The following is a 15663-nucleotide window of genomic DNA, read 5'->3' on the forward strand; positions in this document are numbered from 1 at the left end:
AGATCCATCTGTCGATGGGGTCTTCCGGTTTTCCTGTTTCATAAGGCATTAACCGCCGATTACCGTTAATTCCTTCGGATACGAGGTCAGGACTTCAACACCGCTGTCAGTGACGACGATATCGTCTTCGATCCGTACACCGCCCAGTCCCGGCACATAGATGCCCGGCTCCACGGTGAAGACCATTCCCGGCTGCGCCAAGTCGGTATTGCCGCCGTGCACGGACGGATACTCGTGGACATCCATGCCGAGGCCGTGCCCGAGACGGTGCATGAAGTACTGGCCGTAGCCTGCGTCCTCCGTGACTTGGCGGGCCGCCTGGTCGATGGAAGCCAGCGTCACGCCCGGCTTGATCGCCTGAATGCCCTGCAGGTTGGCTTCAAGCACGGTGTTGTAAATCTTCGTCAGCTCCGGCGAAATGTCGCCGACCGCAAACGTTCGGGTGATATCGGAAGCGTAGCCGTTGGCGTAGACGCCCATGTCAAACATGAGCAGGTCGCCGGACTGGATCTTGGTCTGGCCTGGCGTGCCGTGTGGGAGCGCCGTCTTCGGTCCGGTCAGCACCATCGTGTCGAACGAAGGACCGTCCGCACCGAGTTTCTTCATTAAATATTCAAGCTCGGCGACGATTTCGATCTCAGTCACACCCGGCTTCACGCGGGAGAGGCCCTGCCGCAGCACTTCTTCGATCAGGTCAATCGCATGCTTCATGCGCTGGATTTCCTCCGGCGTCTTGCTGACGCGCATCGCGCGCAGCAGCGGACCGATATCTTCGTACTGCCCAGCGCCAAGCGACTGCTGCAGCTGTTCATAGCGCGCCACGCTGATTTGTTCCTTTTCGATGCCGAGCTTGCCGATCGTGTTCTTGAACTGCTGCCGAAGCAGGTCGTACGGATTGTCCGTGTCGGCATGCGTGATGATGTTTTTTACCGAGGATGCGGCCTGGGCGGCCTCGGCATCGAGGGCGGGCACGATCAGGAGCGGCTGTTCGCCGCGGGTCAGCAGCAGGCCGAGAAACCGTTCATGTGGGTTGCTGGCAAAACCGGTCAGGTAATAAACATGCTTAGGGTCGGTGACGAGCAGGCTGTCGAGGCCGTGTTCGTTCATGGCCTTTTCCAAGGCGGTGATTCGGTTGCTCATGGTTATTCATCCTTTCTTATGTAGAGGGGGCTGGTGGGCAGGCCGTGTCCGTCAATGTTGTTGTCCGATTGCCCGATGGCTCGATTGCTCGTTGATCGAACTGCCCGATCCAGGCTCCCCGTGTCACTTCAATCCTATGGTTAGGCGGCTCGAAAATTTTCTTTAAACGCGGTCATTTTCAATCCAATGACTTCGATAGACGTATGGGTTACCGGTGACTCTGAATGATCTCCCGGATGCGTTCGTTCGGTGACTTGTCGTACAAGCCGCCGTGGTAGCAGAACACTCCATCCAGCGGCAGATCGGCTAGCTTGCCCATGCTTTCGATGGCTTGCGCCATATTCGGCGTGAAACCGGGTATCGGTCCCTGCAGTTCGCCCTCGTGAATGGTCAGCTCATCGGCTGCGAGCAGCAGCTTTTCTTTGGGAAGGTACAGACAAATATGCCCCGGTGTATGCCCTGGTGTATGGATTACTTGAATGCCGCCGTGCAGCTCCAGATGATCCCCGTCATGCAGCACCCGGCTGATGGAAATGGAGGAACGCTCGTCGAGAACGTTTTGAATTGCCTCCCGGGCCGCTTCGGGCATTTGGGCGAGACGCTCCGGCGTGACCTTGATCAGCGGCTCTTGTCCGGTTATGACGGGAATATCGTCTTCATGGGCCCAGATCTCGATGTCGGGATTAGCTTCAAGCAGGCGGGATACGTTGCCGATATGGTCGATGTCCTGGTGCGTGAGGATGACGCGCTTGATATCGTTCAGGGTGAGACCGGCTTCGGAGACTGCTTTCTGGACCTGGTCGAACTGGCCGACATTGCCGGTGTCGACGAGCGTGGCTCCGGTTTCATCCCACAGCAGGACTGGCTGGTAAGCTGGCTGCTCGGCCGTCGGCTGGGCAAACAGCTCAATGGATACGATCTGATGTCCGATTTGCATCATTTCCCGGATAAATCCGGTACACCTCCTATGTTTTTTAATGTGAAGCATGGATTGCTTCTATTATAAACCTCTCATCTGTAAAAAGAAAAAGCAGTCCTTGAAAGTGCCACGAGTCTCGGTGCTGCAAAATGCTGTCCGTTATGGCCAGGTCCTGCAGGGTGCCACTCTAGTATGAGCCTACGGAAAAGCCGTATATACTGGCGCTGTCTATGCGGCAAGAGGAGGGGAGGAATTCAGCAGAACCATCTACGCTTTCCCTTGCCTGTGTGCTAGTATTTTAGAAAAAGCAGTACGCGAAAAGGGAGGGATCAGGGTGAGCATGGAGCACAAAACGGTGGTCGTGACCGGCGCCAACTCCGGTATGGGACTGGCGACGACGGTCGAACTGGCGAAGCAGGGAGCGCACGTTATTATGGTGTGCCGGAGCGAGTCGCGCGGCCAAGCTGCGCTGCAGGAGGCTATCCGCCGGAGCGGCTCGGAGGCGATTGAGCTGATGCTGTGCGATTTGGGCGATCTGGCGAGTATCCGCCGCTTTGCGGAGGCGTTCAAGGCACGTTATCCGGTGCTGGATGTATTGGTCAACAATGCGGGGGTAGTCATGCTGAAAAGGCAGCTAACCCGCGACGGCTTCGAAATGGACATTGGCGTGAACCACCTGGGCCATTTTCTGCTGACCAACTTGCTGCTGGACAGGCTGACCGCCGCGGAGCAGGGAAGAATCGTGGTCGTTGCATCCGGAGCATATAAGGCTGGCAGCATCCATTTTGACGATCCGTTTTTGTCTCGCCGCTTTAATCCGATCAAGGCGTACGCCCAGTCGAAGCTCGCGAACATTTTGTTCACGGTGGAGCTGGCCGAGCGGCTGAAAGACACCCGGGTCACCGTGAACTGCGTCCATCCCGGCGCCGTCGCGACTCAAATCGGGGTGAACCGCGATACGGGCTTTGGCAAGCGGGTGCTGGCCGCGCTGAAGCCCATGTTCTTGACGCCGGAGCAGGGGGCGGACACCGCCATTTACCTGGCAGCTTCGCCGGAGGTTGCGGGTGTGAGCGGGAAATATTTTTACCGGAAAAAGCAGCAGACGCCGAAGTCCAAAGCAGCCGACCGGGAGAGTGCAAAACGCTTATGGGCTTGGAGCGAGCAGATGGTGGGACTGGACGGGTAAGTGCAGCGTCAAAAGCTTCCTATAGCACAGATTCCCGGATTCTTTTACAATAGAAAATAATATGTATTCGTAGACAAGCGGTAGGAGGCTGAACAGGGCAGATGACGACGCAACAACATTACATCATTGAAGACGCCGCGCTGGAAGATTTGCAGGCGGTGGTCGATATTTACAACACGACGGTGGCGGGAAGAATGGTGACCGCGGATCTGGAGCCTGTGACGGTAGAGAGCCGGCTGGCCTGGTTCCATGAGCATAACAGCCATCACCGTCCGCTGTGGGTCATGCGTTCCGAAGGGAAGGTTGTGGCCTGGCTCAGCTTCCAGTCTTTTTATGGGCGGGCAGCCTATAACGCGACGGCGGAGATCAGCATTTATGTGGCGGAAGAGTGCCGCGGGGCGGGCGTTGGCCGGATTTTGCTGGAAAAGGCGCTGGCCGAAGCTCCACGCTTCGGACTGAACCGGCTGGTGGGCTTTGTGTTCGCGCATAACGAACCGAGTCTGAAGCTGCTGCGCCGCTATGGCTTTGAGGATTGGGGCGTGCTGCCGGGCGTGGCCGAGCTGGATGGCGTGGAACGGGATTTGGTTATCGTCGGGCGCAAAGTATAGTAAGCCCGGAGGCAATGACGGCTCATTATCCATAATAAAGGCAGGAATATCGAAAAGGCGCTCTGCATGCAGCAGGCGCCTTTTGTTGTGTGTGATGATGAGGGCGTTGGTCCAATCCGTACGTATTAAAGGTCCTCGTCGCAGGCAGGCTTCGCTTCGCAGCACTTGGCAGCTTCGGCGGGCGTGGAGTCCGCATTATCAATCGTGACCCATTGCTCGGACCAGAGCTCGATTCCCCGGATGACCGGCTCGAGTGCCATGCCCTTCTCGGTCAGGGAATATTCGATTCGCACCGGCGTTTCCGGAAAAACCTCTCTCCGGACGACACCGTCCTGCTCTAAATCCTTAAGCCGCTCCGACAATAACCGGCCGCTGATCGGCAGGGAGGATTCAATGGTGCAAAAACGCTTCGGGCCGCTCAGCAGCTGATGGATGATCAGGCTGGTCCAGCGCCGGTTGATAATTTCCATCCCTTTTTCCAATTTGGGGCACAAAGGACTTGATTGCATGCTTCTTCACCTCGTTTATGATGTTCATTATATCGTAAATGCCGCGTTAAATATATACGGTTTGAAATGTTCTTTACATCCGGTGTTACCTGCTGGCATACTATATAAAATGGAATTTTTTCCATACATACATATTGGGGAGGTAAACTGATGAAGAAGCGTTTTAAATGGGGATTGGCGTTTGGACTGGCCATCATGCTGATTGTGCTAGCAGGCTGTCAGGCCGTTGGCGGCCTGGACGTCAACAAAGCGGTGCTCAGTACCCTGGATGTCAAATCGTCCGAAGCGAAGTCCTCGCTGTCGCTTGAACTGGTGCCTGCGGATAGCGGCCTGACTGAAGAAGATAAGCAGATGATTGACCTGATCAACTCCATCTCGCTCACGATTGACTCGGCTCGTACGCAGGATCCAAACACCGGATCGATTGAAGGCGCCGTGAAGGTTAACGGCAAGCAGATTCCTTTCCACTTGTCCGTAGATAAGGACAACCTGGCCTTGTCTCTTGAAGGCATGACCCAACCTGTCGTGATTCCGCTGAACGGTATGGAAGGCATGGAAGGGCTCACGATGACTGGACTTCAAATGTCCAACGAAAGCGCGTTGAAAATGGTGAAGGATGTCGGCAGCTTCCTGATCAAGCACGCTCCGAATCCGTCCTCGATCGCACTGTCCTCCGTGACTGACAAAGTGAACGGCGAATCGCTGTCGCTGCAGAAGCTGCACATCGACATTCGCGGGGATGAGCTGGCAGGCCTGGTTAAAGGCTTCCTGACCAGCGTATCCCAGGACAAAGAAGGATTGAAAGAAATGATCGCAGCCGTCTACGACGTCTACTATCCGATCTTTGAATCTACGTTTAGCCAGTCCGGTGAGGACATGGGCGATATGGCTGCAGCGTTCGGCACGCCGGAAAGCGTGCTGAAGGATAAAGACGCGGCGGTGACTTATTTTACCGATGAAGCGCTGAAGGCGCTGAACGAGTTTCTGCCTCAATACGACGACACCGTCAAAGAAATGATGGCTGAACCCGATATGTCGGTGATCCTTGGCAAGGATACCGTGCTGTCCCTGGACTTCTTCCTGGACAGCAAGCTGCAGATCCGCAAGCAGAACATGAACCTGACGATCCAAATTCCGCAGGGTGAAGGCGTGCCTGTGAAGCAGGTGAAGGTTCACTCGCAGTCGGAGACGTGGAACGTCAACCAGCCGGTGACTGTGAACAAGGTCGACACGTCCAAAGGCGTGTGGGAACCAAGCTTGATCGGCGTGACGCCAGGTGAAGTGATCCGTCATCTCGATGCGAAATCCGACCTGTACCGTCTCTTGATGGAAGATGCGAAGATTACGCAAAAGCAGATTTCGCTGACAACGCGCCAAAATGCTGAAGACGACGAAGACTACTGGTACTACCCGGAAGCCATTATCGTGAACAACACGACGATGGTGCCGATCAAGTATGTGGCCGGTCAACTGGATGCTCAGTTAAAATGGAACGGGGCAACGAAGCAGCTGACGATGGTGGATGACCTGAAAGGCACCCAGATCGTCATCAAGGAAGGCTCCAAGCAAGCGACGATCGACGGCAAAGCCGTTACCTTGACCCAGCCGGTGATCAACCGCGACAGCACGCTGTACGTGCCGCTGCGTTTTGTGGCCGACGCCTTCGGCACGAAGGTGAACTGGGATAAGAGCGAGCAGCTGGTGACGATTGTGCGGGAGTAGATTATTAATGGGTTTGAAAGCTGGGAAGCTTGAAAAACTCGGATGAAGAATGCGGAACGTATGAGAAGAACTGAAGGCAGCCCTGAGGGGCTGCCTTTTTTAATGGGGATAAGGGGCATAGGGGGCGGTCGACTAACAAAAAAATCAAAGAGGCAAGGGAAATGTTAAGCCCGCTATGGTGCATACACCGAAGCATTCTTTCACCACACATCTTCTTGAATCAGGTACTGATCTCCGGTACATTCAAAAATTATTAGGGTATGAAAGCTCCCAAACCACCGAAATCAACACCCATGTCAGCATCAAAGACGTCCGCCGTATACTGAGTCAGCTGGATCGATTATCGAATTGAATAATTTGGTAATTTCGCATACCATGGGAGATACAAATGAAATACGAATATCGCATACTCGGTGGGAAAGGAAAGAGTATGCGACATTCGTAGAATGGGAGTTATATGAAATCAGCGCAAGAGATGAAAAATTCCAAAAGGAGTACATCGAAATGTTAATTAAAAGAATTACATGTCAAGTAAAAAGCAATGAAGTTGATACTTTTTCAAGGTTACAAACAAATTGGGAATTAATACATAACCTAAAAGGATTCATAGGCCAAATAGGCGGTTGGGATATAAAAAATAAGTTGTCGGCTTGTATATATTCATTTTGGGAAAGTAAAGAAGATTATGATTACTTTATGGGCAATGTACATGATGAGATAGTCTCAAAATCTAATCAGTCAAAGACGTATTCATCAATTAATGTTGAACTTTTTGAAGAAGTAAATAACATCACAGGGCTTTTAGATGATTTTATTTCAGTTCTTAGAAAAAGTAAGTTCATTCGAACTGCATTAACCGATGTAAAAGAAGATAGAATTAATCATTTTAAAGAGGTCCAAAATCAAGTTTGGAGTCCAGGAATGAAAACGACTAATGCGATGCTTGGTGGAAAATTTGCCTGTTCTTCTAAAGACAATCATCGGTATTTAACCCTAACTGGTTGGGTAAGTCAAGAAGCACATGAGAATTACACAAATCATCTTTTCACTAATCTTAAATTGAGAGCGAACACGGAGTTAGACATAATTAGAATTTCAAGTCAACACTTTGTAAGTGAGGACTCGTGGAAAGTGCTAGGAGATCATTTATGAAAGGTAAGATGCTCTTATTATTTTTTATTACGATCGTGTTTTCATCTTGTCAAAATATTAGTCAATCGACTACCTTGAAGAGCGAGACTAAATCAATAGTGAATTCTGAAATGCCTTTTGATGTAGTGAGTACAGGTAATGGAACAGAATCGAAAGAAATAACTGAAGGTCGATCAGATCCTTCTAACAATGAAGTGATATCCATGAACATTGGGAACTATGAATTGAAAGGAGAATTTTATGATGAAATGCTTCGAAACCCTATAGATCATGATTATGAAGTGGAAGTTAATGAATTTCAGAATTCCGAAGAGATAATTACAACATTGGAATGGGGGGCGTTGGAAAGCAAATATACAGAGATTTGGGATAAAGAGTTGAATCAAATATATGAAAAGCTTCTTTCGAAGTTGGATCGAGAACCAAGAGAAGCACTCATTGAATCGCAGAAAGAATGGTTACAGTATCACTTAAAGGAAACAAAATTTGTAGAGGAGACATTTATTTATAATGGTTACCTTGGAACACAAGGATCGGTAAGCCTAGCCAAGGATGAACGAGAGAGAATTAGGGAAAGAACAATGCAATTATTTGAATATCGATATTTGCTAGATCGTGAAGTTGAGTTTATATACGAAAGTGAAAAATAGAGTTGGAATCTTCGAAGACAGTAACGGAGCATAACACTGTATTCACTCTTCGTGCTATCGCCCTCGGTTGTCAGATGAATGATCATAGATGTATCTCAGACAACAAATGACCCATCCTAAGATAAGAGCTAGCTAAGGCCGGGTCGCGTTATAGATGGGGGAAGGTTACGCGAAACCAGTGTGAGAAAGGATTACCTAAATGATTATTCTAAGGCTCACTAAAGATTTTAATGAAAGACATGAAAACAATTCCAGTTGGAGATATGCTGCTCCTTTATTAAGCTGGCATGTAAAGTGGACCAAGCCGAGTATGCAAAAAATTTCATAGTTGGCAAAGGAACTTACTTGGTTGCTTATCATTACGAGGGTTATACTAATATTATCTATAAAAGATGTAGAGAAGTATATGATCAAGCTATCGTACAGATTGAAGATAGGAGCAGCTTGAATCGACAAAAAGTGGTGGTTGAATTGGGGTAACCGTTAAAGATATACTGCAGCTGCCTTCATTTAGAGGAGCTCAAGTGGTCACTGGAACAAGCAGGCTTCATCAGACCGTATCCTCTTTATCTGTTTTAGAGGTGGCGGATGTTAATTTCTTTTCGCAAATTATTCAGACCGTACAAGAAGAGTGGTATGCCGAGGAGCTGGTCATCAGCTCTTTTTATTCCATAAAAGACAGCGTGGAGCAGCAGTGCAAAACCGTTCAGTACCTGCATGACCTGGGTGAAGTGGGGCTGATTCTGTACTATGTTGGCATTGTAATGCCGGATATCGCCGATGAAGTGCTCGAGCTGGCTGAATCTTTGAATTTTATTATCATTTGCATGCCGAGAAACGATTACTCTCTTCGATATAATGAAGTCATTTATGAAGTCATGGAGGCGATCGTCAGCAATCAGAATGTGAATGAGCATTTCGTGAATGAATCACTGGAAAAGGTATCACTGCTGCCGGAGCATTTGCGGAGCGTGGAAATTACCCTTAAACTGCTGTCGGACCGGATGAAAGCGAACATCGTTCTGACAAACAGCAACCTGGATATCATCAATCGTGTCATGTGGCCGCGCAATTCATCGCTCCCTGTTGCGGATCTGATCCGGTCCATGGCGCCTTCCATTTTGAACGGCAGAACGGGAGAAGGGGAGCTGGATTCGTCCTGCTTTGTTGAATATAAACGTGTTCAGCAAAAAAACGGCGAGTCCCTTTACCTGTTTATCATTAAAGAAAATTCGAAGCTGCCTCCGAAGACAATGGATCAAATCAGCGAGGTGGTGCAGGTGGCCATCAATTTGTGGGGAGATAAGCATAACGAGGTCAGCGAATACGCTCTGGTTAAAGCCATTGTAAATGATGAAAGCGAAAAAATGCGCAGATTGGCCAGTTTGCTGTATATCGACGTTTCCGCCATCCAAATGATGTGGCTCGTGTACATTCAGGATTTGTCGGAGGAAAGAAGGATACGGGAAGACTTAAAAGCGTATCTCTCGCAATATTATAAAACCGCGGTCATTCAAACGATCGATCACTGCATTGTCGTTTTGCTGGGGAATTGCTCCTATAAATACAATGAGTTTGAAATCGCAGCGGAATATATCGAAACCACGAGTCTCATCGCTGAAATATCGAGCATCGTATATTCTCCGAGGATGCGGAACACACAGGATGTACGCCGGATGTACCAGCTCGTCAACGAAGCCTCTAAAGAGGTACACCGCATCTACCATCACCGCAAATTATACACCGCGGCTGAAGTCCGTTCCATGAAACGGGCCATTGACCTTAGCAAACAAGGGGAAGAGATCACGGAAGAATGCTTGTCTGTCCTTGAGCCGTTGTTGGATGACCCTGACGCATTGACAACCCTGATGACGTTTCTTCTGGATGCGAAGGGGAATATGGATGACTGCAGCAAGCTGTTGTTCGTCCACAAAAATACGGTGAAATATCGCATTAAAAAAATTTGCGAGCTCATCGGATATGATGTGACCATCAATTCGGAATCGTACGATGTTTATACCGCCTGCATGGTCTACCGTCTCATCCATAACTAAAAAGTTCCGATGTTTTGTCGAATCAGACAAAAACATCGGATTTTTTTTTGTTTTCTGAAAAAGACGCTGCCCGGCTTCATCTTTTACAATGAGAAAAACAATTCGAACGAACAAGGTTGAGGAGGGGAGAACCTATGAAAGCCGTTAAAGAGCATCAATCCTGGTTCAGTCTCGGGATCATCTGGGCCGGTGCGGTCATCAGCATCCCCAGTTTATTGGTGGGAAACACGCTGGTGGCAGGCATGGGATTGTCGAAAGCGCTGCTCGTCACGTTGGTGGGTTATTCCATCATTGTATTGCTCATGATTTTGCAGGGGATTCAAAGCACGGAGCTGGGAAGACCGACGGTTCAGGTTGCGGGTCAGGTGTTCGGCAAACAAGGATCGCGGACGATTCTTTCGATCATCCTCGCCATTGCGTGCCTCGGATGGTTCGGAATTCAGGCGAATGTGTGCGGTGCGGCCTTGGCCAATTTGTTAGCCGTAGGTGGAATGAGTGTCCCGGTTCCGCTGGCTTCCCTCATCTGCGGTCTTGTGATGGTGGTCTCGGCGATCTATGGCGTTAAAGTGCTGCGCGTCATCAGCTATATTGCCGTTCCTTTATTGATTGGGATCAGCGTTTTTGGTCTTATCAAGGCATTGACCGGTGACTCCCTGCAGATCATTCAGAATTTTAAGCCACATGGAGCTATGAGCTTTACGGACGGACTGGCGGTAACCTTGGGTTCGTTTGCCTTGGGAGCCGTTGTCGCGGGAGATTACTCCCAATTTTCGGGAAAACGGTCCGATGTCCTGAAAGCCGCCCTTTTCGGAATTATCCCAGCAGGCTTGCTGATGATCGGTGCAGGAGCCGTCCTGACGATTGCTTACCAGGCCAGCGATATTACAGCAACCTTTTTGAGCATCACGACTCCGTTTATTGGCGGTGTGGTTTTGATCCTCGCTACATGGAAGACGAACCTCGTGAATGCCATTTCAGGCGGTTTTGCCTTAATAAACGTGTTCAACGTATCAAAGGAAAAAGAAAAATGGGCCGTCGGCATCGCCGGAACGATCGGGACGGTACTGGCTGTCGTCGGCATACTCAACTATTTTACGCCGATTATGTCCATCCTGTCGGCGATGATTCCGCCGGTGGCAGGCGTGATGATCGCATCGTACTGGGTGCTTGGCAAAGGGGATAAGAGCCGGTGGCATGAGGTCGAAGGCGTGAATATACTGGGCGTCATTTCCTGGCTGGTGGGCGCGGTCATCGCTTGTACCCCTGTTGTGTTATCCCTGTTCCCAAGTCTGCCGCAGTTACCGAATCAGCCGTTGATCGGCATTGTCATTTCTTTTGTCATCTATTATGCAGTCTATCGTTTATCGGCTCGGAAAACAGTCATATTGGAGGAAACGTAAATGAGATATTTAGATCAAGCAGCTGTTGAAAACATCGCCGTCGGCGCAGCATTCTTAGGAACCGGCGGAGGGGGAGATCCTTACATCGGCAAATTGATGGCTATCTCGGCCATTGAGAAGTTTGGACCTGTAAAACTGTTCTCCGTCGATGAGATTCAGGATGAAGACTTTTTTATCCCGGCCGCGATGATGGGGGCGCCTTCCGTATTAGTTGAGAAATTCCCTAAAGGGGACGAGTTTGTTAAGGTTTTTCAAAAATTAGCGAAGTACTTGGGAAAAGAACTGATCGCCGGCACGTTTCCGATGGAAGCGGGAGGCGTTAATTCCATGATTCCCATCGTCGTTGCAGCGCAGCTGGGATTGCCTCTGATCGACTGTGACGGTATGGGACGGGCATTCCCGGAGCTGCAAATGGTCACGTTTAACCTGGACGGCATTCCGGCGACACCGATGGCGATTACGGATGAAAAAGGGAACATCGGCATCTTTGAGACCATTGATAATAAATGGACGGAAAGGCTCGCCAGAGTGGCCACGGTTGAAATGGGCGCCAGTGCTTTAGTCAGCCTGTACCCGGCAACGGGTGCTCAAATCAAGCAGAGCGGCGTTCATCATATCGTGACCCTGTCCGAACAGATCGGAGCCATCATTACATCGAAGAACCGGGACGCAGGCGATAAGCTTCAAGAACTGCTGAACCTGGTGTCCGGCTATGAACTTTTCCAAGGCAAAATTGTGGATGTCATCCGGGAAACCAAGGGAGGATTCAATCTCGGCCAAATGCATCTTGAAGGAATCGAGGCGTTTAAAGGCGGCGAGATGAAGGTTCATTTTCAAAATGAAAACCTGATTGCTGAAAAGAATGGTCAAGTGGTAGCGATGACCCCTGATTTGATCTGTCTGGTTGATTACGAAACCTTGTCGCCTGTAACTACGGAGAGCCTGAAATACGGAAAACGCGTACGGGTGGTTGGACTGCCCGCTCATGAAAAGTGGAGAACGGAAAAGGGAGTCCAGACGGTAGGACCAAGATACTTCGGATATGATTACGATTATGTTGCTATTGAGGAACTGGTGAAAAAGGAGGTGGCTGAGAATGTATAGAATCGGGATCGATGTAGGCGGCACCAACACAGATGCCATCATATTGGATGAGAATCATCATTTGATTCACGCGGTTAAATCCCCAACAAGTTTAGATATTAAAACAGGGATTGAAACCTCGCTCCGGAATTTGCTGAAGGAATCGAATATTGATAAAACCCAAATCACGCATGCCATGTTAGGCACGACGCAGTGTACGAATGCCATTGTTGAGCGTAAAAAGCTGGCGCAAGTCGGCGTCATTCGTCTGGGTTACCCGGCAACGGCTTCCGTTGCTCCGTACACGTCCTGGCCTGAGGATATGGTTCAGAAGCTGTCGGGTAAATATGCGCTCGTTCATGGCGGATATGAATATGACGGCCAAGTGCTTGGAGAAGTCGATGAAGCTGAAATTACAGCTCTTTTAGAGGAATGGGGGAGCAGTGTCGAGTCCATCGCAGTCATTGGTGTGTTTTCATCCATTAAAAATGATCAGGAGCTCCAGATTCGTGATCTCATCCATCAAGTATACGGACTTGAATTCCCTGTTTCCTGTTCTTCATTGATTGGTTCTGTCGGCTTAATTGAACGGGAAAATGCGACCATACTGAACGCAGCCTTATGCAAGGTGATTGAAACGACAACCCAAGGATTTGTGCAGGCGTTGGAAGAAGAGGGCATCACAGACGCAGCGGTGTTCCTATGCCAGAATGACGGTACCCTGATGTCGATCGATTACGCTAAGCAATTTCCGATCCTGACCATTGCCTGCGGGCCGACGAACAGCATACGCGGTGCCTCTTATTTGGCGAAGATCAAAGATACGATGGTTCTCGACGTGGGAGGGACGACATCGGACATCGGGGTGTTACAGGACGGCTTCCCGAGAGAATCTTCGGTTGCGGTCGAGGTTGGCGATATCCGCACGAATTTCCGCATGCCGGATATTATCTCCGTCGGGCTGGGCGGCGGAAGTATTGTGCGCTCGGAGAACGGCAAAATTACCGTTGGCCCTGACAGCGTAGGATACAAGATTGGACAGGAAGCGCTGGTCTTTGGCGGGCATACGCTGACGACAACCGACATTGCCGTTCGGCTGGGCCTCGCGGATGTCGGGGATAAGAGCTTGGTAGCGCATCTGGAAGAAGACTTCGCTAAAAATGTGCAGTCTGAAATTGCAGCCATCATTGAGCAGGCCATTGATAAAATGAAGACATCCTCGGGAGACGTTGAGCTTGTTTTGGTAGGCGGCGGCAGTGTCGTTATCCCGGACACGATTCGCGGGGTGTCCCATATGATCAAGCCTGAGCACGGCGGCGTAGCCAACGCCATTGGCGCGTGTATAGCTCAAATCAGCGGACAATATGAACAAATTTATATTTATTCTACAGAGCCCCGTGAGGATTCATTAAGAGATGCGCAAGAAAAAGCCGTGAAGCAGGCGGTGCTGGCTGGCGCTGATCCGGCAACGGTTGAGCTTGTGGAAGTGGAAGAAACCCCGCTGGCCTATCATCCGGGAAATGCGACGAGACTGCGAGTGAAAGTAGTAGGAAACATGAAGTAGATGAGAGGCTTCACACGAGTTATATAACTTGTGTGAGGCTCTTTTTTTATCAATAAGGTGTAATGAGGTGAGCAAAAAATAGATCACACACATTCTATAAAAAAATTGAGCGTCCACCCAAAGGTTGATGGTCAGAGGTGGGTTTGTTCTCAGTCATATTTGCAAAGAGGTTATTGAAAGAATGAGGCTTGAGGTTAACTTGAGGAAGTCAGGAACATCAAATAACAAGGAACCGGCGCGATTTTCCTTAAGCCTCTCGTGTTCGGAGATAATAGATCATTACCATGATTTGGTGGTAGTGGTATATTTATTTTAAGGGAGATATGAAAAAAATTTCTGAAGGTGATCAATATAAAGTTGTTATTTATCTGTAGTAGAAATAGATGGAGAAGTCTTACAGCAGAGAAGATATTTGAACAGTACAACATGTATGATGTAAAATCTGCCGGTACAGAAGAGAACGCGAGAATCAAAGTTACTGCCGGCCATATTGGATGGGCTGATTTAATATTTGTAATGGAGAAAAAACATGAAAGAAGACTGAAAGAAAAATTCAGCTTAGATCTAAACGGAAAGCGAGTAATAAGACTTGATATAGAAGATGAATATAGATATATGGATGAAGAACTAATTGAAATATTGAAAACAAAAGTATCAGAATACATTGAAGTACCTGAATGAAGAGAATATGGAATGGTCTATTTTTGAGATTATTCAAGAATGCCCCGACAACATATATCTGGATATTGATACGGATAAAGATAAAAAAACAATTGAACATGTATATTACGCTAGGTACTTCAAGACATCGGACGCTAGTGATCATTCAGAAACAAACATTGAGAGTTACAGAACTTGGTATTAAAGAACTGAAAGATAATAATAGGATAGTTTTCAAGGAAAGTTATCGAATCCCCTAAGGTATTATGAAGAGTGTAATTCTTATCTAAAACCACTCACTGGAAGAGGAGACAGATGGATAAAGGGAAAATTATCTTTTTGAATGGAGTAACAGGCTCTGGAAAAACTTCTATCGTTGATGCAATTCAATCGTATACGGATCCATTTTTCTATGTAGTTGCAAATGACCTTTTTGAACAAATGATAGGGGATAAACATCTGCATAAAGATTATTGGAAGTATCTAAGCGAAGTCATTATTATGATGTACCATACAGCAAGATTATTTTCAGATAGTGGCAAGAACATTCTAATCGATGGGGTTTTAGTTGAAAGACCCGAGTTAGTTCCACACTATGACAAGGTTAAAGGCATTTTTATGGGGTATCCCTTAGAAATTGTTGAGGTGTATTGTCCTTTAGATATATGTCGCAAGCGCAATATTGAGCGTGGGGATAGATCAGAGGATCAGTCAGATTGGCAAAGTGAATTAATGGCGGAGAACATTCAATATAGTTGCTCAGTCGATACCAGTTTAAATACACCAGAAGAGTGTGCAGAAATTATAATTAACACACTATTTAAGTAATCGTAAAACGACACAAGATATTATTGGTAGCTGTTCGAAGAAGTCGGGAGCATCGGACGCTGCCGGCCGTTCGGCCCTTGGTTCACAAGAAGTAAGGGAACGCCGGTTTTGATTAAAAATACAGATATATCGCTTATAATAAGATATAAACTAGATTATTAAGACAAACTCGAAAACGAACAAGTTAT

At 48.5% G+C, this 15663-nt stretch carries 14 protein-coding genes and 1 pseudogene; 12 read left to right on the forward strand and 3 right to left on the reverse strand.

Going from position 1 to position 15663, the window contains the following annotated elements; translation table 11 throughout:
• Positions 1-48 precede the first annotated feature (48 nt).
• Positions 49-1140 carry a M24 family metallopeptidase gene (locus C7820_RS16480; protein WP_116231975.1) on the reverse strand — a complete coding sequence of 364 codons (1092 nt, stop codon included), beginning with the start codon at positions 1138-1140 and terminating at the stop codon, positions 49-51.
• Positions 1141-1348: 208 nt separating this feature from the next.
• On the reverse strand, positions 1349-2080 hold the full coding sequence (locus C7820_RS16485; protein ID WP_181909087.1) for an MBL fold metallo-hydrolase: 732 nt from the start codon (positions 2078-2080) through the stop codon (positions 1349-1351).
• Positions 2081-2399: 319 nt separating this feature from the next.
• Here C7820_RS16485 and C7820_RS16490 point away from each other — a divergent pair, with 319 nt between their 5' ends.
• A complete protein-coding gene (locus C7820_RS16490; RefSeq protein ID WP_116232647.1) occupies positions 2400-3245 on the forward strand; it encodes an SDR family oxidoreductase in 846 nt (281 codons plus the stop codon).
• A gap of 101 nt (positions 3246-3346) precedes the next feature.
• Positions 3347-3853 carry a GNAT family N-acetyltransferase gene (locus C7820_RS16495; RefSeq protein ID WP_116231977.1) on the forward strand — a complete coding sequence of 169 codons (507 nt, stop codon included), beginning with the start codon at positions 3347-3349 and terminating at the stop codon, positions 3851-3853.
• A gap of 125 nt (positions 3854-3978) precedes the next feature.
• Here C7820_RS16495 and C7820_RS16500 read toward each other — a convergent pair whose 3' ends face one another.
• Positions 3979-4362 carry a winged helix-turn-helix transcriptional regulator gene (locus C7820_RS16500; RefSeq protein WP_084204047.1) on the reverse strand — a complete coding sequence of 128 codons (384 nt, stop codon included), beginning with the start codon at positions 4360-4362 and terminating at the stop codon, positions 3979-3981.
• Positions 4363-4512: 150 nt separating this feature from the next.
• Here C7820_RS16500 and C7820_RS16505 point away from each other — a divergent pair, with 150 nt between their 5' ends.
• The 10 genes and pseudogenes from C7820_RS16505 to C7820_RS16555 all read left to right on the forward strand — a co-directional run bounded on the left by C7820_RS16505 (position 4513) and on the right by C7820_RS16555 (position 15475).
• Positions 4513-6084, forward strand: a complete 1572-nt coding sequence (locus tag C7820_RS16505) for a copper amine oxidase N-terminal domain-containing protein (protein ID WP_116231978.1) — start codon at positions 4513-4515, stop codon at positions 6082-6084.
• A gap of 169 nt (positions 6085-6253) precedes the next feature.
• A pseudogene (locus C7820_RS16510) lies at positions 6254-6436 on the forward strand (tyrosine-type recombinase/integrase); the annotation flags it as partial.
• A 152-nt stretch (positions 6437-6588) separates the two neighbouring features.
• Positions 6589-7236, forward strand: a complete 648-nt coding sequence (locus C7820_RS16515; RefSeq protein WP_181909088.1) for a YdbC family protein — start codon at positions 6589-6591, stop codon at positions 7234-7236.
• Entirely contained in the window at positions 7233-7886 is a 654-nt protein-coding gene (locus tag C7820_RS16520; protein ID WP_116231981.1) for a lysozyme inhibitor LprI family protein, read from the forward strand. The genes C7820_RS16515 and C7820_RS16520 overlap by 4 nt, the downstream gene beginning before the upstream one ends.
• Before the next feature lie 524 nt (positions 7887-8410).
• Positions 8411-9940: a PucR family transcriptional regulator gene (locus tag C7820_RS16525; protein ID WP_397334171.1), complete on the forward strand. Its 1530-nt coding sequence runs from the start codon at positions 8411-8413 to the stop codon at positions 9938-9940.
• Between the two features lie 134 nt (positions 9941-10074).
• Positions 10075-11340: a cytosine permease gene (locus tag C7820_RS16530; RefSeq protein ID WP_116231983.1), complete on the forward strand. Its 1266-nt coding sequence runs from the start codon at positions 10075-10077 to the stop codon at positions 11338-11340.
• Positions 11341-12444, forward strand: a complete 1104-nt coding sequence (locus C7820_RS16535) for an S-methyl thiohydantoin desulfurase family protein (RefSeq protein ID WP_116231984.1) — start codon at positions 11341-11343, stop codon at positions 12442-12444.
• On the forward strand, positions 12437-13987 hold the full coding sequence (locus C7820_RS16540) for a hydantoinase/oxoprolinase family protein (protein ID WP_116231985.1): 1551 nt from the start codon (positions 12437-12439) through the stop codon (positions 13985-13987). Before C7820_RS16535 ends, C7820_RS16540 begins: the two co-directional genes overlap by 8 nt.
• Positions 13988-14338: 351 nt before the next feature.
• Complete coding sequence (locus C7820_RS16545) at positions 14339-14668, forward strand: low molecular weight protein tyrosine phosphatase family protein (protein WP_181909139.1); 330 nt, start codon at positions 14339-14341, stop codon at positions 14666-14668.
• Between the two features lie 294 nt (positions 14669-14962).
• Complete coding sequence (locus C7820_RS16555) at positions 14963-15475, forward strand: phosphotransferase-like protein (protein ID WP_116231988.1); 513 nt, start codon at positions 14963-14965, stop codon at positions 15473-15475.
• Positions 15476-15663 lie beyond the last annotated feature (188 nt).

Origin of the sequence: Paenibacillus sp. VMFN-D1, assembly GCF_003386155.1 — a bacterium.
GTDB classification, from domain to species: domain Bacteria; phylum Bacillota; class Bacilli; order Paenibacillales; family Paenibacillaceae; genus Paenibacillus_AQ; species Paenibacillus_AQ favisporus.

What these genes read in the sequence shown, in the direction of transcription:
- C7820_RS16480 (WP_116231975.1), bottom strand. Translation starts at nt 1,140, where the DNA reads ATGAGCAACCGAATCACCGCCTTGGAAAAGGCCATGAACGAACACGGC.
- C7820_RS16485 (WP_181909087.1), bottom strand. Translation starts at nt 2,080, where the DNA reads ATGATGCAAATCGGACATCAGATCGTATCCATTGAGCTGTTTGCCCAG.
- C7820_RS16490 (WP_116232647.1), top strand. Translation starts at nt 2,400, where the DNA reads ATGGAGCACAAAACGGTGGTCGTGACCGGCGCCAACTCCGGTATGGGA.
- C7820_RS16495 (WP_116231977.1), top strand. Translation starts at nt 3,347, where the DNA reads ATGACGACGCAACAACATTACATCATTGAAGACGCCGCGCTGGAAGAT.
- C7820_RS16500 (WP_084204047.1), bottom strand. Translation starts at nt 4,362, where the DNA reads ATGCAATCAAGTCCTTTGTGCCCCAAATTGGAAAAAGGGATGGAAATT.
- C7820_RS16505 (WP_116231978.1), top strand. Translation starts at nt 4,513, where the DNA reads ATGAAGAAGCGTTTTAAATGGGGATTGGCGTTTGGACTGGCCATCATG.
- C7820_RS16515 (WP_181909088.1), top strand. Translation starts at nt 6,589, where the DNA reads ATGTTAATTAAAAGAATTACATGTCAAGTAAAAAGCAATGAAGTTGAT.
- C7820_RS16520 (WP_116231981.1), top strand. Translation starts at nt 7,233, where the DNA reads ATGAAAGGTAAGATGCTCTTATTATTTTTTATTACGATCGTGTTTTCA.
- C7820_RS16530 (WP_116231983.1), top strand. Translation starts at nt 10,075, where the DNA reads ATGAAAGCCGTTAAAGAGCATCAATCCTGGTTCAGTCTCGGGATCATC.
- C7820_RS16535 (WP_116231984.1), top strand. Translation starts at nt 11,341, where the DNA reads ATGAGATATTTAGATCAAGCAGCTGTTGAAAACATCGCCGTCGGCGCA.
- C7820_RS16540 (WP_116231985.1), top strand. Translation starts at nt 12,437, where the DNA reads ATGTATAGAATCGGGATCGATGTAGGCGGCACCAACACAGATGCCATC.
- C7820_RS16555 (WP_116231988.1), top strand. Translation starts at nt 14,963, where the DNA reads ATGGATAAAGGGAAAATTATCTTTTTGAATGGAGTAACAGGCTCTGGA.